The sequence below is a fragment of the Kitasatospora sp. NPDC023385 genome, from assembly GCF_055664045.1.
This window is the reverse complement of sequence record NZ_JBVOOL010000003.1, coordinates 440,185-459,771: the sequence shown is the minus strand read 5'-3', so window position 1 is coordinate 459,771 and position 19,587 is coordinate 440,185. Positions and strand designations below refer to the sequence as shown.

Genomic DNA, 19,587 nt, shown 5'->3' with positions numbered 1-19,587 from the left:
CCTCATCCACCGCCCAGCCCCGCGCCCGCCTGCCTGCTCCGACCGGGTGCCTCAGGCGAGCCCCCGCTGGATCGCCGGCACCGCGAGCCGCACCCGGTGCGGGCTCCTCGGCCCGTCACCTGGTTCGAGACGGGCGTCTCCACCGTCGGCGCCGGACACCGGGCGGTGGCCCCTCAGCGGCCCCTGAGCGGCCCCGGAACAGCGGAAAGCCCCTGGTGGCTCACCAGGGGCTTTCCGGACGAACGGGAGACTCAGGTGGTCGACTCGGGCCGCTTCGTCTCGGTGGCCTTGGTCACGTTGGTCGGCGTGACGGCCGGGCGGTCGGCGTCCTGCTGGGGGGCGGCGGTGCTCTGCGCGGTGCCGGTGTCCGCCGGGGTGTCGTCCTCGCGCATGGCCTTCGTCTCGGCCTTCAGGATGCGCATCGACTTGCCGAGGCCGCGTGCCATCTCCGGCAGCTTCTTCGAACCGAACAGCAGCACTACGATCGCCAGCACGACGAGAATGTGCCAGGGCTCAAGACCGTTCCGCAGCATCCCTGGCCACCGGTCCCTTCTTGTCTAGTGTCGTGGCGGGCGCTACCGCCCGTGCTGGCCAGTATGCCTGGCCCTCACCGTGAACGGATACACCAGTCGGGAAACGCTGGCCAAAAACCGGGTGCCGTTCGAGCGGAGCGCGAGCGAGGAGCCGGTCGGCGAACCCGGGTAGCGGGGGGCGGGATCCCGTATCCGCCGCCCGCTGGCTCCCGGCGGTCGGAGGGGACGCCTCCACGGTCCTCCCGGCGGCCCGCCCGCACACGGACCCGGAGGTGGAAGCGCCACCGTCCACCCCGGGTGGACGTCACTCCGTGCGCCGCGCCAGCAGGTACCCGCGCCGGGTGGGGGCCTCCTCGGGCAGGCCCTCGCGCTCCATCCGCGCCTCGACGGTGAAGCCGGCCCCGGTGAGGCGGGCGGCGACGGTGTCGGCCGCCAGGAAGTGGAAGTCCAGGTCCACCGGGTGGCCCCACCACTCCTCCAGTCGCCGCACCTCGGCACCCAGGTGGAAGGAGACCAGCAGCACCCCGCCGGGCCGCAGTACCCGCCGCATCTCGGCGAACGCGGGCGCCAGCTCGTCCGGCTCCAGGTGGATCACCGAGTACAGCGCCACGGCGGCCGCGAACTCCCCGTCGGCGGCGGGCAGCGCCAGCAGGTCCCCGGTGCGGAACGCGGCCTTCGGCTGCTCGCGCCCGGCGAGTTCGACCATCCGCGGCGAGAGGTCGATCCCGACCACCTCGGCGCCGCGCCCGGCCAGCCACCCCGCCACGTGCCCGGGCCCGCACCCCAGGTCGGCCACCACCCCGCCGGCCGCCTCCTCCAGGACCACTCCCAGCAGTGCCCGGTCCACCGCCTTGTGCGCCAGCTCACCCCCGATCCGCCCCAGGTACTCCGCCGCCACCGTGTCGTAACTCCCGCGTACCCGCGTCCGATCAGCACCCATGCCGCCACCCTGGCACGCCGGGCCGTCCGGGCACCTCGGTTTCTCCGACGTCCCCGGTCTCTCCGGGCTCCCCGGTGCCCCGGTTAGCCGCATACGGCGGAGAACCCCCGGCCGGCGGACGGGGGCTCTCGATGACTCGCGTGGATCGGGCAGGGGAGCGGGGACGGGGCCGGCCGGATCAGGCCGGATCAGGCGATGACGGCCGCGGGCTCGGTGACGGCCGCGGGCTCGGCGGCAGGCTCGTCAGCGGGGGTCGGGGTGCCGGCCGGGAGGTGCCGCATCAGGCGGTAGGCCAGGAGCGCGGCGCCGAGGGCGAGGACCACGCCGACCCCGGCGGCGACGTGCAGGCCGTCGGTGAAGGCGGTGCGGGTGGTCTCCAGCAGGTCGGCGCCGAGCCGGCCGGGGAGGTGGGCGGCGACGGTGACCGCACCGCCGAGGGTGTCCTGGGCGGTCCGGGCGGCCTCGCCCTGGACGCCCGCCGGGAGCGCGCCGTCCAACTGGTGGCGGTAGACCGCGGCGCCGGCCGCGCCGAGCAGGGCGATGCCCAGGGAACTGCCGAGCTCGACCGCGGTCTCCGAGGTGGCGGCCGCGGCGCCGGCCTGCTCGACCGGGGCGGCGGAGACGACCATCTCGGCGGTCATCGTCATGGTGCCGACCGTCCCGGCGGCCAGCACGCCCGCCGCGGTGAGGATGAGCGCCAGCGGGGAGTGCGCGCCGACCTGCGTCATCATCGCGAAGCCCGCCGCGCCGACCAGGAACCCGCAGCCCATCAGCATCGCCGGGCGGACCTTGCCGGCCAGCGCCGAGCTGGTCCCGACCGCCGCGCCGACGCCCAGGCTCGGCACCAGCGACCAGAGCGAGGCGGTCAGCGGGCTCATCCCCTTGACCAGCTGCAGGTACTGGGAGGTGAAGAGGGAGAACCCCATCATCGCGAACATCGCGATCGTGTTGACGCTGATCGCACCGGTGAAGGTACGGATCCGGAACAGTCCCAGGTCGAGCAGCGGGTCGGCGGCGGTGCGCTGGCGGTGGACGAAGGCGGCGGCGAGCAGCAGACCGACGGGGAGGGCGAGCGCGGGCAGCAGGCTCCAGCCCTCGACGGCGAGGGTCTTGACGCCGTAGACGAGCGGCAGGATCGCGCCCAGCGAGAGCCCGGCGCCGAGCAGGTCGAAACGGCCGGTGCGGCCGGTGCCCGCGGTGCGGGGGGCGGAGCGGTACTCGGGGAGCAGGACGGGCGCGGTCAGCAGCACCAGGGCCATCACCGGAACGGCGAGCAGGAAGACCGATCCCCACCAGAAGTGGCCGAGCAGCAGGCCGCCGGCGACCGGGCCGAGGGTGGCCCCGGTGGTCAGGACGCCGCCCCAGGCGCCGAGGGCGATCTGCCTCTGCTTGGGGTCGTGGAACATGTTGCGGATCAGCGCGAGGGTCGAGGGCATCACGGTGGCTCCGGCGATGCCGAGCAGGGCCCTGGCCGCGATCAGCTGGTTGGCGTCGTGCGACCAGGCGGCCAGCAGCGAGGCGCCGGTGAAGCCGGTGGCGCCGATCATCAGCAGCCGGCGGCGGCCGATCCGGTCGCCCAGCGAGCCCATCGTGATGAGCAGCCCGGCCAGCAGGAACGAGTACATGTCCATGATCCACAGCTGCTGGGTGCCGCTGGGCGCCAGCGTGGTGGAGATGTACGGGACGGCGAAGAACAGCACGCCCATGTCCATGGCGAGGACGAGGGTCGGCAGCAGGAGGACGGCCAGGCCGATCCATTCGCGACGGCCTGCGCGGCCGGGGGTTGCGGTCATGAGGAGGACGGTACGGGCGTGTCAGACGCTTGTCTAGTACGTACGTATAAATCGGTCGTCCCAGACGTCCGTGTCATACATCCGTGCAAGACGCTTGTGCAGTTCTTCCGTAGGATCGGGGCATGGGAAACCGCGAAGACCTGATGGACGGCGCCAAGCGCTGCCTGTACGAGAAGGGCTACGGGCGCACCACCGCCCGCGACATCGCGACCGCGTCCGGTGTCAGCCTCGCCGCGATCGGCTACCACTTCGGCTCGAAGGACGCGCTGCTCAACGCGGCGATGATCGAGGCGATCGGCGAGATGGGGGAGGCCCTGGCTGTGGTGGTGCTCGCCGCCGGCCGGGTGTCGGACGATCCGGAGGTGCGCTTCGCGGCCGTCTGGAACGGCCTGCGGGACGTCTTCGTCGAGCACCGCGGCCTCTGGGCGGCGCAGTTCGAGGCACTCGCCCAGGCCGCGCACGCCCCCGAACTGGCACAGGCCTTCGCGGAAGCGCAGCGGGAGGGGCGGCTCGGCCTCGCCGCGGTGTTCCAAGGGCTGCCCGAGGTGCCGGACACCGAGGAGGAGGCCGCCCGCGGCGCCTTCTACCAGACCCTGCTGGCCGGCTACTGCGCCCAGTGGCTGGCCGCGCCGGAACTCGCGCCCAGCGGGCAGGACTTCCTGCGCGGGCTGCGGCTGGTGAGCGACAGCGTGCTCAACCGCGGCTGAGCCGGGCCCGGTCGGGCGGTTCCTGAGGGAGCGGCCCAGGCCGCGAGGTCAGGCCAGGAGGTGGGGCCGGGCGGTAGGGCCGGGACACCAGGCCGCGAGGTCGGGCCGGATCGTCAGGCGGCCGGGGTGTCAGGCCGTGACGGCGGTCAACAGCACCACGGAGTCGACGTGTGCCAGCAGCCCGTGCCGCTCCTGCGGGACGGGCTCCAGCCGTCCGGTCGGCAGCTCCAGCCGCCGTCCGGCGATGGTCAGCGACACCCGGCCGCGCAGCACTTGGACGCTCCCGGCGGTGGGCGGGTTGTGCTCGTCCAGCGCCGTCCCGGCGGTCAGTGCGATCACGGTCTGCCGCAGGGCGCCGTCGTGCAGCACCAGGTGAGCGCTGCGTCCGTGCGTGCTCTCGGTCGCCAGGGCGGCGTGCTCCACCGCGAGCTGTTCGAGATCGGGCATCGCGCCGCCTCCTCGGTCCGTGTGCCCAGGGTCGCGGACGTCCGGGCGTCCCGCACCCCGGAGCCGGTCGGCCCTCGCCGGCCCTCGCCGGACCTGGCCGGCCCCCGCCGGACCTGGCCGGCCCTCGCCGAACCTGGCCGGCCCCCGCCGAACCTCGCCGGCCCCCGCCGGACCTGGCCGGCCCGAGGTGCAGGCCCCGCCGACTGCCCGCATCGTGGAGGCATGGCGACCAACCAGATCTTCAACGGGTTCCGGGTCAACCGCTCGCTGCTGACCGGAGGCGCGGTGCTCACCGCGATCGGCACCGTGCTCAGCGCGACCGGGGCGACGATGGTGTGCGCGGCACTGATCACGGCTGGCCGCGGCTGGGTGCGCAACCTGGAGACTCCGCCGACCGCGCTCGCCCAGCGGGCCCTGCGCGAGGCGCGGGTGGCCTCCACGGCCGGCTGGGAGGCCTGGCGCAGCGAGCACGGCTCGCCCAACTGAGCGGCCCCGTCGGCCGCTCGACGGAGCGGCGGGCCGCCATGGGGGTGCGGCCCGCCGCGCTGTCGGACCTGAACGGGGCTACAGCCCGAGCGACTTGGCGATGATGCTGCGCATGACCTCGCTGGTGCCGCCGTAGATCCGGAACACCCGGTTGTCGGTGTAGAGCCGGGCGATCGGGTACTCCAGGATGTAGCCGTAACCGCCGTGCAGCTGCAGGCACTTGTCGATCACGGTGGAGGCCGACTCGGTGCAGAACAGCTTCGCCGCGGCCGCGTCGGCGACGGTCAGTTCGCCGCTCTGGTACAGCTCCAGCGCGCGGTCCACCATCGACTGCTGCGCCACCACCTGGGCCTCGCAGTCGGCCAGGGTGAACTTGGTGTTCTGGAACTCGGCCACCGCCTTGCCGAACACCTTGCGGTCCTTGACGTACTGCACCGCGAACCGCACCGCCGCCGCGGCCGCCGCGTACGCGCCGACGGCGATCGCCAGGCGCTCCTGCACCAGGTTGTGGGTCAGGTAGGCGAAGGCCCGGCCCTCCTCGCCGAGCAGGTTCTCCACCGGCACCCGGACGTCGTTGAACGCCAGTTCGGCGGTGTCCGAGGTGCGCAGGCCGATCTTCTGCAGCTTGCGGCCGACGGTGTAGCCCGCGGACGTGGTGTCCACGCAGAGGATGGACAGGCCGGCCCGGCGGTTCTCCGCGTCGTACGGGGCGGTGCGGCAGACCACCAGGACGAGGTCGGCCAGGACGCCGCCGGTGATGAAGGTCTTGGCGCCGTTCAGGACGTAGTGGGTGCCGTCCTCGGAGAGCCGCGCGGTGGTGGTGATGCCCGCGAGGTCGGAGCCGGCACCCGGCTCGGTCATCGCGATCGCGGTCATGATGTCGCCGGAGACGAAGCCGGGCAGCCAGCGCCGCTTCTGCTCCTCGTTCGCGTACTCCAGCAGGTACGGCAGCACCAGCCCGGTGTGCACGCCGGAGGAGCCGAAGCTGACGCCCGCCCGGGCGGTCTCCTCGGCGATCACCGCCTGGTACTTGAAACCGCTCTCGCCCGCGCCGCCGTACTCCTCCGGCACCTCGATGCCGTAGACGCCGAGGGCGCCGAGCTGCCGGTAGAAGTCGCGCGGCGGGTGGCCGTCGGCCTCCCAGCTCTCGTAGACCGGCACGACCTCGTTGGCGATGAAGTCCCGGATGGTCTCCCGGAAGGCCTCGTGGTCCTCGTTGAACACGGTGCGGCGCACGGCGGCGCTCCCTTCGACGGTGCCGGCCGGAGCTGCCGGCGGGGCGGAACGGGCCAGGTGGTGGCTCCACAAGTTAATCCCCGGTAGCTTCGGCTGTCCAGGGTCGGGCGGCCCGGCGAGGCAGGCCGGCGCGGGTGCCAAGTGAATCCTTGCTAGCCTTCGGTCGACGTTCCTTCGGGCGTCCCTTTCGACGTCCCTTTCGACGTTCGCGAAGTCTGTGAGGGAGGCCCGCCATGGTGGTCCGACGGCCGCCCGGACGACGTGCCCAGATCCTCGCGGTGGCGGCCGACCGCTTCCACCGCAGCGGCTACCACCAGGTCTCGATGACCGAGGTCGCCGCCGGGGTCGGCATCACCGCACCCGCGCTCTACCGGCACTTCCGCGGCAAGCCCGAACTGCTCGACCGCGCCCTCCGCTTGGGCCTGGACGCGCTCGCCGACGGCCTGCGCGCCGCCCGTACCGTCGAGGAGACCGGTGCGGCGCTGGCCGCCGTCGCGGTCGGCCACCGTCCGCTCGGCACCCTGGTGCAGCGCGACGCCCGGCTGCTTCCGCCGGCCCGGCGGGCCGCGTTGCGCCGCGAACTGCGCGCGGACGTCGCCCGGATGGTCGCCCTGCTGCGTGCCGAGCGCCCCGAACTGCCTTCTGAGGACGCCGAGTTGCTCTGCTGGTCGGCGCTGTCGGCCTGCGCCGGGCTGTCCTACCAGTCGGCCGTGCCGCAGCCGCGCCGGGCCGAGGCGCTGCTGCGGGAGTTGGTCGCGGCCGTCCTCGCCGTCCCGCTGGCCGCTCCGGCCGCCGGCCCCACGGCCGGGTCGGTGCCCACGCCCGCACCGGTGCCGGAGCCGAGGCCGCAGGTGCGCAGGGAGGAACTGCTCGCGGCGGCCGTCCGGTTGTTCCACCAGCGCGGTTTCGACAACGTCAGCACCGACCAACTCGGCGCCGCCGTCGGGATCTCCGGGCCGAGCGTGTACCGGCACTTCGACAGCAAGGCCCAGTTGCTCGCCGCCTCGCTGGTGCGCAGCCGGGAGCGTCTGTGGCACGAGGTGGACGGCGCGACCGCGGCCGCGGACGGCCCGGAGGACGCGCTGGCGGCCGGGCTGGGCGCCTACGTCGGCTTCGCCCTGCGCAACGGTGACTACCTGGGCGCGATGCTCAGCGAGACGGAGCGGCTGGCCCCGCCCGACCGCCGGGCCGCGGTGGACTTCCGCCGGGACTTCCTGCGCACCTGGGTGGGCCTGCTGCGGCAGGTGCGTCCGGAGTGCGACGCGGCGGCCGCCCGGATCCGGGTGCACGCGATGTTCGCCCTGGTCAACGACGGGGTGCGGAACCGCCCGCACAGTGCCCGGCCGGACCTCGGCGCCTGCCTGCTGCGCCTCGGCGGGGCCGTCCTGGGGCTGTCCCGGGGCTGTCCCGGGATTGGGCTGGACAAGGCCCCGACGTGACGTCCTGAGGTGCGCGCCTCCGGGCGCGGCACGGGCCGGGCGCCCGCCCCCGGTGCCGACGGGGTGGACACCCGGCCCGGTGGAGCCGGTGCGTGCAGGCCTGGCAGGCCAAGCAGGCCTAGTAGAGGACGTGCGGGTAGTACACCTGGGCGTCGACGTTGCCGTTGCCCTGCAGGGCGCCGATGTTCCCGCCGTTGCCGGTCACGGCGAGGCCGTTGTTCTGGTTGCTCGCACCCGAACCGGTGGCCGTCTGCTGGGTGTTGACCACGTTGCCGTGGACGTTGCCGACGATGTTGCCGGAGCCGGTGTTGCTCACGACGGCGCCGTTGGAGTGGTCGATCGCGGCGGCGCCGTTGTCGGCGTGCGCGGTGGCGGCACCGACGCCGACGAGGAGGAACGCTCCGAGGGCGGTGACGGCGGCGGCTGCGCGAATACGGGACACGCTGGTCTCCCTGACTGGAAGTGCGAATGGTGGCGCGGTCCGGAGTGGCCGCTCCGAAGCGCCGTTGCCTGACGTCGCCCGATCAGCATTCACCAGGGGGATGGACGAACTCCACCGAACGGGTGGCAATTCCTCCGATGGTGGGGTCCAGCCAATTCACAGTTGACCGGATTCCGTCATTTCGTCAGGTAAGTGCCGAGGAGAAAGAAATGGTCGACGGATTGTCGCACTGGCACACTGAGGACCCATGTCTGAAGGTGCCCCGCCCGAGCCCATGCCTGCCGAAGAACTGCGGACGACCGAGGTCGACCTCGGCGGTCTGGTGAACGTCCTCGCCACCCATCTCTACTCCACCCCGCTGGTCGCCCTGCGCGAACTGGTCCAGAACGCCCACGACTCGCACACCCGCCGGCTCCTGGAGGACCCGGACGGCGACCACCGCCCGGCGATCCGGGTCCGCGCCGACGCCGCCCGGCGGACCCTCGCCATCGAGGACGCCGGGGCCGGCCTCACCGAGCCCGAGATCCACTCCTACCTCGCCACCGTCGGCACCGGCTACACCCGCATGCTGCGCGAACTGACCGGCAACCAGGAGCTGATCGGCGCCTTCGGGCTGGGCTTCCTCTCCGCCTTCTCGATCGCCGACGAGGTCACCGTCACCACCACCTCGCACCGCGAGCCGCAGCTCGGCCACCGCTACCGCAGCCGCGGCGGCGAGCAGTACCGGGTCGAGCAGGTGCCCGCCCGGCCCCGCCCGGGCAGTGTGGTCGAGCTCACGCTCAAGGCCGAGCACTCCCACCTCGCCGACGAGGACGTCCTGCGCGAAGTCCTCGGCCGCTACTGCGTGCTGCTGCCGATCCCGGTCCACGTCGGCGAGGACGAGCAGCCGGTCAACTCCGTCGAGGTGCCCTGGCGGCAGCGGGTGGCGGGCGACCAGCACGCGGCCCGGATGCGCTTCGCCACCGCGTTCGGCCGCCGCTTCGAGCCGCTGACCGCCTTCCCGGTGCACCCCGTCGACGGCGGCACCGACGCGGTCGGCCTGCTCTGGGTCCAGGACGGCGGCACCTACGGCAGCAGCGACAACCGCGACCTCGCCGTCTACCTGCGCGGCATGCTCCTCGCCGAGGACGCCCGCGACCTGCTGCCCGGCTGGGCCGGGTTCATCGGCGGCGTGGTCGAGTCCAGCCGGCTCACCCCCACCGCCAGCCGCGAGGACCTCCAGCGCGACGAGCACTACCGCGCGCTCCAGAAGACCCTCGCCGACGCCATCGTGGACGGCCTGTACGAGACCGCCCGGCTGCACCCCGCCGCCTGGCGCCGCATCCTCACCCGGCACGGCCAGGACCTGCTCGGCGCCGCGCTCTGCGACGACCGGCTGTTCACCCTGCTCGCCGACGACGTCCCGGTGCCCACCTCGCAGGGCGACCTCACGGCCGGGGCACTGCGCGCCGCCGGAGGGGGAGCGGTGCACGTCGCGCTCGGCAGCGGCGGCGGTTTCGAGGAGATGCTGTACCGGGCGATGAGGGTGCCGATCGCGCGCGGCGACCGCTACGCCGTCCTGCCCTTCCTGCGCCGCTACGCCCAGCTGCGCGGCTGCCGGCTGGTCGAGCTGGGCTCCGAGCAGGGCAACCGCGAGCTGTTCCGCGATCCGGAGCGCCCGCTGCCGGCGGACGAGTCGGCCTGGCTGGCCGGCGCCCTGGCCGACCCGGGCGAACAGCTCGTCCCGGCCCGCTTCGACCCGCCGGGCCTGCCGCTGGTGCTGGTCCCCGACCGCGAGGCCGAGCTGAAGGCCCGGATCGAGGACGACCAGGCGGACGCCCGGATCCCGTCCGCCGCACTGCGGCTGGCCCGGGCCTTCACCGCCCGCACCGACGGCGAGGTCAAGGCCCGGCTCTACCTCAACCTGGCCTGCCCGGCGGTCCAGGACCTGCTCGCGGCCTACCGCACCGGGCACACCGGAAGCGCCACGGCGGCCGGGCTGCTCCGCTCGCTCAAGGTGATCATGGCGGCGGCGTCGTCCGGCCCCGCCCAGGGCGACCTCACGGCCGCGCTGACCGGCGTCGCCACCGCGGTCTCGGCGCTGACCGCCGCAGTCCCGGTCGGCCTGCCGGCCGTACCGGACAGCCCTGGCGCGCTCTCGGACGTGCCGGACAGTCCCGGCGCCCGCTCGGACGACGTGTGACGGACGGATTGTCAGTGGTCCGCGGTAGACAACTCATCAGCACGACGCAGGGGGAAGACGAAGCATGACCACCGACATCTGGGCGTGGGTGCGCGACGCGCACCGGCAACTCGCCGAGGCCGGCCACCACCGGCTGGCCGACGCCATCATCGAGCTGCCCGAGCACGCCACCGAGGGGCGCAACGACCAGCTCGACGCGCTCTACCCGGAGGCGGTCGCCGCCGCGCGGGCGCTCGACCTGCCCTGGGTCGAGGTCTACCTGCGGCACTGGCGGATGCAGAACCTGCTGAACAAGCGCCAGCAGGGCGAGTCGGTGATGCCCGAGGCGGTCGAGCTGCTGGAGTTCGCCCACCGGGAGGAGACCGCCGGCTGCCCGCAGTCCGTCTGCGTGGTGCAGGACTTCGCGATCTGCCACGCCCGGGTCGACGGCCCCGGGTACGTGACCGAGCGGCTGGAGGTGGTCGGCGAGACGCTGGGCCGCATCGATCCCGGCCGCGCCTGCTACGACTGCCTCTCCCGCGAGTACTCCGACGCCCTGGAGGACGACGGCCGGGCGCCCGAGGCACTCGACTACCTGGACACCGCCGCCAACCGGATGCGGGCGGCCGGCCAGCCGGTCTCGCTCCGCTTCCACCAGGCCCGGGCCGGCACCCTGCACCTGCTGGGCCGGCACGAGGAGGTGCTGGAGCTGCTGGCGACGGCCGAGCAGGCCGAGCAGGCGCAGGGCCGCCAGCTGGACGAGCGCGACCAGCGCTGGGGCGCCCTGCTGCGGGCCCGCGCGCTCGCCGCGCTCGGCCGGACGGAGGAGGCGCTCGCCCTGCTCCCCGACCGCGCCGAGGCCGAGCAGCACGCCGACCTGCGGCCCGCGTGGACGCAGACGGTCGAGCTGCTGGTCGCCGCCGACGCCTGGGAGAACGACGCCGAGCTGGGCGCCGTGCTGGCCGGCTGGGTCGGCTACCTGGACGGCGTCGGCGCGCACCGCCCCTGCGTGGACCTGCTGCTGGCCGCGGGCCGGTTCGCGCTCGCCCGGGGTGCCCGTACGGTGGCGCTCACGCTCGCCGCCACCGGCGAGCGCAAGCTCACGAAGCTGCGGCGCACCGACGGCGTGTCGGAGGAGGTCGCCGCCCTGCGCGCGGCCGCCGAGGCGCTGCCGGAGCCGCGGCTGCCCGTCCCGCCGGGCGAGCTGACGGCGCACCTGGCCGAGGCGGGGGTGCCCTACGAGACCGGCGCCGACCTGCTCTCCGTCGCCCTGGACGGCTACCGGGGCGAGCCGGCCGGCGCCACCGGGCTGGCGGTGCTGCTGGCCACCGTGCTGGGCGGCCTCGGCCACGCCCGGGCCGCCGCCGACCTGCTGTGGCAGCGGCTGGAGGCCGCCCCGGGCGACCGGGAGCTGGCCGGCGCGCTCGCCGAGACGCTGATCCAGGCCCGGGACGGCGAGGGGGTGCGCCGCCTCGCCGACCGGACGGCCGCCACCGCCCCGGCCGACGCGCACTGGACCCGCGCCCGCTGGGCCGCCGCCGAGGGCCGCTGGGCGGAGGCGCTGGAGCAGTGCGAGGCGATCCTGGCGCTGGACGACGAGGTGCTCAACACCCGCCGCCTCGCCGCCCGCGCCGCCACCGAGCTGGGCGACCACCCCACCGCGCAGCGGTACTACCAGGAGCTGCTGGAGCGCGCCGTGCCCGCCGAGGACGCCCCGGAGGAGGACCACCGGACGGTCCAGGAGCCCGACCTCTGGCACCTGATCACCGCCGCCAGCGCCAACCGGGACTGGGCCGCGGTCCGCTCCACCGGCGCGCTGCTCGGCATCGAGTTCGACGAGCCCGAGGGCCCGGTGGACGAGGAGTGGCAGCTGGTCACCGTCCGCGCCGTCCGCACCAACGGCGCGACGGCCGACCTGCCCGCCGTCCGGACGGGCCCGGCCACCGCCCGGATCCTGCCCGTGCTCGGCGACGACCTGACGCTCAACCACGGCGACGTGGTCGTCTTCGCCCCGGCACTCCTGGAGCGTCCGCCGGCCGAGGACGCCCCCGAGGAGGAGCAGCGGCGCTGGCGCCCGGTGTTCGAGATGGTCACCCTGCTCGACCCGGCGGGGTACACCACCTACTGGATCGACGGCGGCTGGCCCGGCGAGGAGCGGTGGGACGCCCTGCGCGAGGAGCTGCGGGAGGCCGGGTACGCGGTCTGGGCGTACAGCGGGGACCAGTACCGGATCACCGACCCGGCCGGGGACGGTGACACGCTGCCCGGGATATACGCGGCCCTCGGGGTGCCGCCGACCGCCGCGGCCGCCGAAGCCGACGCCCTGCTGCACCGGCTGACCGGCGACTGGCCGCACCCGCTCGCCTGGCCGGCCCTGGCCGAGGCGGCCGGCGCGGACCTCGCCCGGCACGAGGAGATCACCGAGCGCTACGGCCTCTGACCGGAGGGTTCCCCGGCCCCGCGCGGGGCCCGGGCCCAAGGCGATCATGCCGGCCCGCTTCGTACCGGCTACGTCCTGGGGCGGATCCCGTTCGTCCGGATCCGGTGCAGCCCCGGCCGCCCGCCACCACGCCGGGGAGGTGCCCGCCGCCCCGGCCACGGGACGTCGCGTACATGTGCGTCCGGCTGTTCGATCAGGCAAGGTGTAACCCGAGATCGAGCGGTGGCCGGCGGCCACCAGGGGTGGCGAGGAGCGGAAGTGCCTAAGCGGGGCCGACCGGGTGCGGGCAAGCGGGCGAGGGGAGGCCGGGCGGCCCGTCAGGCACGGCAGGCACCCCCGAAGCCGGTGCACCCCGCCGACGCACCGCCCACCGAGGGCCTGCTCGGCCACCCCGCCCCGCCTGTCGATCACACCACCGTCGTCCCGTTCGTTCCGCCCGTCCTGGAGACCAAGGGCCTGCTGACGCCCGAGCCGGCGCCCGCGCCGGTGCCTGCTCCGGAGCCCGCGCCCGAGCCCCACCCCGAGCCGGTGACCGGCTCGCCGACCGGCTCGCCGTCCGATTCGCCGACCGGCTCGGCGTTCGGGCCGCACCCCGAGCTGACGGTCGGGCGGCGTCCGGAGCAGGACCGCCGCCCCGAGGGCGAGCGCCCCGCCCGCCGCCGCTCGGTCGCCGAGGACACCCTCACCCCCGAGGAGTGGCGGGCGGCCGGCTACACCCCGCCCACCGGCATCCCGATCTCGGACCTGACCCCCGGCGCCCCCGGCGAGGCGCCCTGGCCGGACCGGATGCGCACCCTGCTGCGCACCCCGATGTCCGAGCGGCCCGCCTTCGAGCGGACCGCCCGCGAACTGCACCCCTCCGCGGGCGCCGCCCGTAACGTCCCCCGCATCCTCGACCTGACCCTGCGCATCGGTGAGCTGCTGCTGGCCAGCGGCGAGGCCGCCGAGGACGTCGAGGCGGCCATGCTCGGCATCGCGCACGCCTACCGGCTGGACCACTGCGAACCGCAGGTCACCTTCACCCTGATCGGCATCTCGCACCAGCCCTCGCTGGTCGAGCCGCCGGTCACCGCCGACCGCGTGGTGCGCCGCCGCACCTCCGACTACACCCGGCTGAACGCGGTGTACGAGCTGGTCGCCGACATCACCGCGGAGAAGGTGTCGGTCAACGACGCCTACCGCCGGCTCGCCCGGATCCGCCGCAACCGGCACCCGTACCCGGCCTGGATGCTCGCCCTGACCACCGGCCTGCTGGCCGGCGCGGCGACCTTCCTGGTCGGCGGGCGGATCGACGACAAAGCGTGGCTGGTCTTCGCCAGCGCCTTCGTCGCGGCCGTCCTCGGCGACCGGCTCGCCTCCGCGCTGGCCAAGCGGCGGCTGCCGGAGTTCTACCAGTTCGTCGCGGCCGCGATGCCGGCCGCGGCCTCCGGGATCATCCTGTCCTTCAACGACTGGGGCCTGCGCGGCTCGGTCGTGATCACCGGCGGCCTGTTCGCGCTGCTGCCCGGGCGCGCCCTGGTCGCCGCCGTCCAGGACGGCCTGACCGGCTTCTACATCACCGCCGCGGCCCGCCTGCTGGAAGTGGTCTACCTGGTCGCCGGCATCGTGATCGGCGTGATGGTGATCCTCTACCTGGGCGTCGGCTTCGAGGCGAAGCTGCGGCCGGACGAGAGCCTGGCGGGGGTCAGCTCCCCGCCGGTCCAGATGGTCGCCGCGATGGTGCTGACGCTGGCCTTCGCGACGCTGCTGCAGACGGACCGCCGTACGCTCGCCCTGGTCACGGTCAACAGCGGGATCGGCTGGGCCAGTTACGGCGCGCTGGTCTACAACGCGGGCGTCAACCCGATCGCGGCGACCGGGGTGGCGGCCGGCCTGGTCGGCCTCTTCGGCCAGCTGATGGCGCGCTCCCGCAACGACTCGGCGCTGCCGTACGTGACCGCCGCGATCGGCCCGCTGATGCCGGGTTCGGCGCTCTACCTCGGGATGCTCGCCTTCGCCCAGGGGCACTCCAGCACCGGTCTGGTGTCGGTCTTCCGGGCGGCGGCGATCGCGATGGCGCTGGCGATCGGGGTGAACCTCGGTGGGGAGATCGCCCGGCTGTTCCTGAAACTGCCGGTCGGCGCCGAGCTCCCGTCGCTCTACCCGGCGGTGCCGCGTCGGGCGGCGAAGCGCACCCGAGGGTTCTGACCGCGCGTTTGACCGGTGTCGGCGCCTCCTCGGGCCCCGGGCCATGTCGCGGCAGGCAGGACGCAGGACCAGGAACGAAGGTAAGACGCATGACCACACTGCTGGACAGCTACCGCGAGCACATCGTCAACGCGCACAAGCAACCGCTGTTCCTGCTGCTGGTCGGCTTCATCACCTCCTTCGTCTTCATCCGGTTCAGCGTCCGGATGATCCGCGCCAAGGTGCGCTGGTGGCCCGGCAACGTGACCCCCGGCGGCCTGCACATCCACCACATGGTGTTCGGCCTGGGCTTCCTGCTGCTCGGCGGCATCGGCGTGTTCGCCACCTACGGCGGGCAGCCGTGGATGGACTGGTTCGGGCTGGCCTTCGGCATCGGCTGCGGCCTGGTGCTGGACGAGTTCGCGCTGATCCTGCACCTGGACGACGTCTACTGGAGCGAGCAGGGCCGCAAGTCGGTGGACGCCGTGATCTTCGGGATCCTGTTCACCGCCCTGCTGCTGACCGGGTACGTCCCGCTCGGCGCGTCTCCCGGCGAGGACACCCGGTGGGGCCTGATCACGGTGATCTCCGTGAACACGCTGGCCTCGGTGATCACCCTGCTCAAGGGCAAGGTGTGGACCGGCCTGCTCGGGATCATGGTCCCCGGCCTGTCCTGGATCGGCGCGGTCCGGCTGGCCCGACCGAGCAGCCCGTGGGCTCGCTGGCGGTACACCACGCGCCCCCGGCGCCGGGCGCGTGCGCTGCGGCGCGAGCGCTTGCTGCACCGGCGCGCGGACCGGGCCCGCACCTGGCTCTTCGACCTGATCGCCGGCGCGCCCGACAAGGTGCCCGCCAACCACCCCGCCGCCCACCGGGTGGCCGAGCAGATGGCCGCCCGGGCCAGCGCCCACCTCGACGCGCACGCCGCCCGGGCGCTGGCCCGCCGCCGGGCCCGGCTGGCCGACCGCCGCTCGGCGGCCGCCGCCGGGGCGACGCCGCAGGCCCCGGCCGGGGAGGGGCAGCCGTACGGAGCCTCGACGGCCGGTCCGGTCCGCTCGCACCGGGCGCAGCAGCGCCGCCGTGCGGTCCGGGCCGGGCGCAGCCGCACCTATGCCGTCGGCCCGACCGGCCTGGAGCGCCGGCCCGCGCGACACCCCCGGCTACGGACGCACACCCGCCGGATCCACCGGTAGTCCGTCGACCTCGTGTGTCGTCCCCGGTCGTCTACCTCGTATGTCCAGCTCGGGCGTCCGGCTGAAGGTGAGCCTCGGTCGGATCATCTGATGGTCACTCGACAGGCGGAGCGCTTTTCCCGGCGTGAGGGCCGTCGGAGTTGAGAACATGAGCGTCATGTGACCGTTCTGTCACGCGATGGGATGATTCGTCGGATCCCCTGCCGCCCGGCCCCGCCCACCCGTGCGCCGCGCGTCCTCCGCCGCCGTCCCCTCCGGACCCGTCAGAAGGGATGTCTCGTGGCGCGCAGGCTCCTGCCGACCCTCCTGTTGTCCCTCACCGCCCTGTTCGGGCTGCTCCCCGCCGCCCAGGCAGCCCCGGTGGACCCCGAGCCGGCGACCGGCCCGGCCCGGGGTGAGGTGCCCTACCCGACCGCCGAGGAGATCGACCACGCCCGCGCGGAGGCCGAGGACAAGGCCTCATCGGTCGCCGCCCTGGAGGCCGCGCTCACCGCCGCCCGGGCCGAACTGGACCGGGCCGGGCGCGGCGCCGAACACGCCGTCGAGGCCTACAACGGCGCCCAGCTCGCCCTCACCCGGGCCCGTACCGAGGAGGGCGCCGCCGCGCAGCGCGCCGCCGCCGCCGAGACCGAGCGCGCGGCCGCCGCCGAGGACGCCGCCCGGCTCGCCGCCGAAACGTACCGCCAGGGCGCGGGCGCCGAACTGTCCGCGCTCAACGCCCTGCTCGGCGCCCGCGGCCCGCGCGAGGCGGGCGACCGCGCCGCCGCGGTCGGCCAGGTCAGCGAGCGCACCCGGCAGATCCTGGACGCCGCCACCACCACGGCCGCCGCCGCCCGGAACGCCTCCGCCGCCGCCCGCTCCGCCACCGAGGCCGCCGAGAAGGCCGCCGCCGAGGTCGCCGCAGCCAGGGCGACGGCGGAACAGCGGCTGGCCGCCCAGCAGGGCGAGGTGGCCGCCGCCGGCCGGCGCCGCGAGCGACTGCTCACCGAACTGGCCGCCGCCCGGAACACCACCGTCGAGCTGGAACGCCGGCGCCGCGAGGCCCTGGAGGCGATCGCCGCCCGCGAAGCCGAGGCCGCCGCCCGCGCCGCCGCCGAGAAGGCCGCCCGCGAGGCCGAGGCCGCCGAAGCAGCGGCCGCCGCCAAGGCCCCGGCCCCACCGCCGACCGCCGACCCGCCCGCTGGGCGCCCGTGGTCCGCCGAAGGCGCGGCCGCCGCCGTCGCCTTCGCCAAGTCCAAGGTCGGACTGCCGTACGTCTGGGGCGGCGAGGGCCCGGACGGCTACGACTGCTCGGGGCTGACCATGATGGCCTGGCGCCAGGGCGGCCGACAGCTCAACCACTTCGCCGCCGACCAGTACGCCCAGAGCACCCCGATCGGCTACCGCCAACTCCGCCCCGGCGACCTCGTCTTCTGGACGGACACCAGCCGCGCCGCGGACATCCACCACGTCGGGCTGTACATCGGCGACGACCAGATGATCGAGGCCCCGCGCGCGGGCATGCCGATCAAACAGGCCAGTCTCTGGATCATGGGCACCCCGGACTTCTACGCCCGCCCCTGACACCGGCCGGGTCCGCCCCGCCCGGCCCTGCCCGGGCCCGCCCGACCGGCGGCCCCCAGGGAAGTCCGACGAAGGCCCTATCGTTGCCGCTCGAACCGTTCCTGAGGAGGCGTGATGAGGCTGAGGGACGTCCGGGCCGGGGATGTCGAGGCGTACGTCCGGATGCGCTGCGACCCGGTGATGATGGCCGGGCTGGGCGGGCCGCTGCCCCGTGAGCGGGTCGAGGCGCGGCTGCGCAAGGACCTCGTCGAGGTGGCGGCTGACAGCTCCTGGATCAGGATGATCGTCCCGGACGACGCCGAGGACGGCGAGGCGGCGGGCACGGTCACGCTCTGGTCGGACGAGGAGGACGGCGAGACCGTCTCCGAGATCGGCTGGATGGTGCTGCCCGGGTACCAGGGGCGCGGCCTCGCCAAGGCGGCGGTCCGCCTGGTGCTGGACGCCGCCGCCGAGGACGGCCGCTGGGGGCCGGTGCACGCGAACCCGGGGGTCACCAACGGCCCGTCCAACGGGATCTGCCGGGCCCTCGGTTTCCGGTTGCTCGGCGAGCGCGACCGGGCCTTCGCGGACCGTGTCCTGCGCTCCAACCACTGGGTGGTGGTGCCGGGTGAGCACGGCGGGTCGGGCATGCGTTAAACCAGGTGCCGCCGTCGGGGCGCCGCCGTACGGTGGCCCCATGGGCAACAGCATCGACCACACGGCCGTCGACACCGCGGACGGGCTCCGGGTGCGGGCGGTATCCGAGGACGAGGTGCCGGCCTGGGACCGCGCCCTGACCCTCGGCTTCCTGCGCCCGCACGTGGGCAGCGCGGCGGACGTGCGCCGCCGGCAGTGGGAGCCGGGCCGGATGCTGGCCGGCTTCGACGGCGACCGCCCGATCGCCACCTTCCGCAGCTATGACGCCGAGTTGACCGTCCCCGGCGGCGCCGTCATCACGGCCGATGCCATCAGCCACGTCACGGTCAGCACCACCCACCGCCGCCGGGGCCTGCTCAGCACGATGATGCGCCGGGACCTCGCGGCCGCGGCCGAGCGCGGTACGGCGGTCGCCATCCTGATCGCCGCCGAGTACAACATCTACGGCCGGTTCGGCTTCGGGCCGGCCACCCGCAGCGCCGGCTGGCGCGTGGACCTGCGCCGCACCCGGGGCCTGCGCGAGGGCCTGCCGGGCGTTCCCGGCGGCCGGATCGACTTCGTGACGATGGCGGAGGTGCGCGAACTCGGGCCCGGCCTGCACGAGCGCTGGCGGCGCACCCAGCCGGGCGCGATCGACCGCGACGAGCTGTGGTGGCAGCGCGCCACCGGCGAGGTCCAGGTGCCGGGCTTCGACTTCAAGGAGCCGTTCGCGGCCGTCCACCGGGACGCCGACGGCGCGGTCACCGGCCTGGTGAGCTACCGGATCGACGACAAGTGGGACGGCGACTACCCCGACTGCACGCTCATCGTCGAGGAGTTCACCGCCCTCGACCTGCCCACCACGGTCGAGCTCTGGCGCTTCCTGCTCTCCGTCGACTGGGTGGCCAGGATCGCGGTGGGCAACGCCTCCCCGGACGACCCCCTGCCGCTGCTGCTCCAGGACCGGCGCGCGGCCACCCCGCACGAGGACAGCTCCGACTTCACCTGGCTGCGGGTGCTGGACGTCGAGGCCGCGTTCGGCGCGCGGACGTACGGTGCTCCCGGCCGGGTGGTGCTGGAGGTCGACGACAAGCTCGGTTTCGCGTCCGGCCGTTGGGCGCTCGACGTCGCCGCGGACGGCACCGGCCGCTGCGCCCGGACCACGGACGACGCCGATCTCGCCGTCGGCGCCTCCGCGTTGGGCTCGCTCTACCTGGGCGCGGAGACCGCCCCGAGGCTGGCCGCGGCCGCACTGCTCACCGAACTGCGCCCGGGGGCGGCGGCCGCCGCCGACCTGTTGCTGCGTACTCCGCTGCAGGCCTGGAACCCGGACATGTTCTGAGCCGACCGGATTCCGCGGGTTCCCACGGATTCCCACAGACTCGGGCGGATTCGCACGGACGCGACGGAGGCCGGCCCCGCAGTG

16 protein-coding genes are annotated in these 19,587 nt (G+C 74.6%); 10 read left to right on the top strand and 6 right to left on the bottom strand.

Translation table 11 applies throughout. The features are described from left to right. Window positions 1-251 precede the first annotated feature (251 nt). From tatA to AC0B61_RS08070, 3 genes are all read right to left on the bottom strand, one after another. On the bottom strand, window positions 252-533 hold the full coding sequence (tatA, locus tag AC0B61_RS08080) for a Sec-independent protein translocase subunit TatA (protein WP_471739756.1): 282 nt from the start codon (window positions 531-533) through the stop codon (window positions 252-254). 304 nt (window positions 534-837) lie between these two features. Next, window positions 838-1,473: a class I SAM-dependent methyltransferase gene (locus AC0B61_RS08075; RefSeq protein WP_471739755.1), complete on the bottom strand. Its 636-nt coding sequence runs from the start codon at window positions 1,471-1,473 to the stop codon at window positions 838-840. Between the two features lie 188 nt (window positions 1,474-1,661). Then, window positions 1,662-3,266, bottom strand: coding sequence for an MFS transporter (locus tag AC0B61_RS08070; RefSeq protein ID WP_471739754.1), 1,605 nt, complete (start codon window positions 3,264-3,266; stop codon window positions 1,662-1,664). Window positions 3,267-3,388: 122 nt separating this feature from the next. Here AC0B61_RS08070 and AC0B61_RS08065 point away from each other — a divergent pair, with 122 nt between their 5' ends. Further along, window positions 3,389-3,973 carry a TetR/AcrR family transcriptional regulator gene (locus AC0B61_RS08065; protein ID WP_471739753.1) on the top strand — a complete coding sequence of 195 codons (585 nt, stop codon included), beginning with the start codon at window positions 3,389-3,391 and terminating at the stop codon, window positions 3,971-3,973. 129 nt (window positions 3,974-4,102) lie between these two features. Here the strand turns inward: AC0B61_RS08065 and AC0B61_RS08060 are convergent, their stop codons facing one another. After that, the gene (locus AC0B61_RS08060; RefSeq protein WP_471739752.1) at window positions 4,103-4,420 is read right to left on the bottom strand and encodes a cupin domain-containing protein; all 318 of its coding nucleotides are present in this window, start codon (window positions 4,418-4,420) and stop codon (window positions 4,103-4,105) included. 222 nt (window positions 4,421-4,642) lie between these two features. On the opposite strand from AC0B61_RS08060, the gene AC0B61_RS08055 reads away from it, so the two are divergent. Further along, window positions 4,643-4,906 (top strand): hypothetical protein, encoded by a 264-nt coding sequence (locus tag AC0B61_RS08055; protein ID WP_471739751.1) that lies wholly within the window; start codon window positions 4,643-4,645, stop codon window positions 4,904-4,906. Between the two features lie 78 nt (window positions 4,907-4,984). On the opposite strand, the gene AC0B61_RS08050 is transcribed toward AC0B61_RS08055, so the two are convergent. Next, entirely contained in the window at window positions 4,985-6,142 is a 1,158-nt protein-coding gene (locus AC0B61_RS08050) for an acyl-CoA dehydrogenase family protein (RefSeq protein ID WP_471739750.1), read from the bottom strand. Between the two features lie 233 nt (window positions 6,143-6,375). Between AC0B61_RS08050 and AC0B61_RS08045 the strand changes: the two genes are divergently transcribed. Then, entirely contained in the window at window positions 6,376-7,581 is a 1,206-nt protein-coding gene (locus AC0B61_RS08045; protein WP_471739749.1) for a TetR/AcrR family transcriptional regulator, read from the top strand. Window positions 7,582-7,699: 118 nt separating this feature from the next. Here the strand turns inward: AC0B61_RS08045 and AC0B61_RS08040 are convergent, their stop codons facing one another. After that, the gene (locus AC0B61_RS08040) at window positions 7,700-8,023 is read right to left on the bottom strand and encodes a hypothetical protein (protein WP_471739748.1); all 324 of its coding nucleotides are present in this window, start codon (window positions 8,021-8,023) and stop codon (window positions 7,700-7,702) included. A 274-nt stretch (window positions 8,024-8,297) separates the two neighbouring features. Between AC0B61_RS08040 and AC0B61_RS08035 the strand changes: the two genes are divergently transcribed. From AC0B61_RS08035 to AC0B61_RS08005, 7 genes are all read left to right on the top strand, one after another. Continuing rightward, complete coding sequence (locus AC0B61_RS08035) at window positions 8,298-10,205, top strand: ATP-binding protein (RefSeq protein ID WP_471739747.1); 1,908 nt, start codon at window positions 8,298-8,300, stop codon at window positions 10,203-10,205. A gap of 64 nt (window positions 10,206-10,269) precedes the next feature. Beyond that, on the top strand, window positions 10,270-12,624 hold the full coding sequence (locus tag AC0B61_RS08030; protein ID WP_471739746.1) for a tetratricopeptide repeat protein: 2,355 nt from the start codon (window positions 10,270-10,272) through the stop codon (window positions 12,622-12,624). A gap of 345 nt (window positions 12,625-12,969) precedes the next feature. Beyond that, a complete protein-coding gene (locus tag AC0B61_RS08025; protein ID WP_471739745.1) occupies window positions 12,970-14,811 on the top strand; it encodes a threonine/serine exporter family protein in 1,842 nt (613 codons plus the stop codon). 89 nt (window positions 14,812-14,900) lie between these two features. Further along, on the top strand, window positions 14,901-15,983 hold the full coding sequence (locus AC0B61_RS08020) for a hypothetical protein (RefSeq protein WP_471739744.1): 1,083 nt from the start codon (window positions 14,901-14,903) through the stop codon (window positions 15,981-15,983). A gap of 279 nt (window positions 15,984-16,262) precedes the next feature. Further along, window positions 16,263-17,546, top strand: coding sequence for a C40 family peptidase (locus tag AC0B61_RS08015; protein WP_471739743.1), 1,284 nt, complete (start codon window positions 16,263-16,265; stop codon window positions 17,544-17,546). Window positions 17,547-17,660: 114 nt separating this feature from the next. After that, window positions 17,661-18,182, top strand: coding sequence for a GNAT family N-acetyltransferase (locus tag AC0B61_RS08010; RefSeq protein WP_471739742.1), 522 nt, complete (start codon window positions 17,661-17,663; stop codon window positions 18,180-18,182). Between the two features lie 40 nt (window positions 18,183-18,222). Beyond that, the gene (locus AC0B61_RS08005) at window positions 18,223-19,503 is read left to right on the top strand and encodes a GNAT family N-acetyltransferase (RefSeq protein WP_471739741.1); all 1,281 of its coding nucleotides are present in this window, start codon (window positions 18,223-18,225) and stop codon (window positions 19,501-19,503) included. The last annotated feature ends 84 nt before the right edge of the window (window positions 19,504-19,587 follow it).

Bases quoted from the DNA above. Each gene is read 5' to 3' on its own strand.
- AC0B61_RS08070 (WP_471739754.1), bottom strand. From the start codon at position 3,266: ATGACCGCAACCCCCGGCCGCGCAGGCCGTCGCGAATGGATCGGCCTG.
- AC0B61_RS08055 (WP_471739751.1), top strand. From the start codon at position 4,643: ATGGCGACCAACCAGATCTTCAACGGGTTCCGGGTCAACCGCTCGCTG.
- AC0B61_RS08005 (WP_471739741.1), top strand. From the start codon at position 18,223: ATGGGCAACAGCATCGACCACACGGCCGTCGACACCGCGGACGGGCTC.
- tatA (WP_471739756.1), bottom strand. From the start codon at position 533: ATGCTGCGGAACGGTCTTGAGCCCTGGCACATTCTCGTCGTGCTGGCG.
- AC0B61_RS08010 (WP_471739742.1), top strand. From the start codon at position 17,661: ATGAGGCTGAGGGACGTCCGGGCCGGGGATGTCGAGGCGTACGTCCGG.
- AC0B61_RS08035 (WP_471739747.1), top strand. From the start codon at position 8,298: ATGCCTGCCGAAGAACTGCGGACGACCGAGGTCGACCTCGGCGGTCTG.
- AC0B61_RS08060 (WP_471739752.1), bottom strand. From the start codon at position 4,420: ATGCCCGATCTCGAACAGCTCGCGGTGGAGCACGCCGCCCTGGCGACC.
- AC0B61_RS08065 (WP_471739753.1), top strand. From the start codon at position 3,389: ATGGGAAACCGCGAAGACCTGATGGACGGCGCCAAGCGCTGCCTGTAC.
- AC0B61_RS08030 (WP_471739746.1), top strand. From the start codon at position 10,270: ATGACCACCGACATCTGGGCGTGGGTGCGCGACGCGCACCGGCAACTC.
- AC0B61_RS08020 (WP_471739744.1), top strand. From the start codon at position 14,901: ATGACCACACTGCTGGACAGCTACCGCGAGCACATCGTCAACGCGCAC.
- AC0B61_RS08075 (WP_471739755.1), bottom strand. From the start codon at position 1,473: ATGGGTGCTGATCGGACGCGGGTACGCGGGAGTTACGACACGGTGGCG.
- AC0B61_RS08045 (WP_471739749.1), top strand. From the start codon at position 6,376: ATGGTGGTCCGACGGCCGCCCGGACGACGTGCCCAGATCCTCGCGGTG.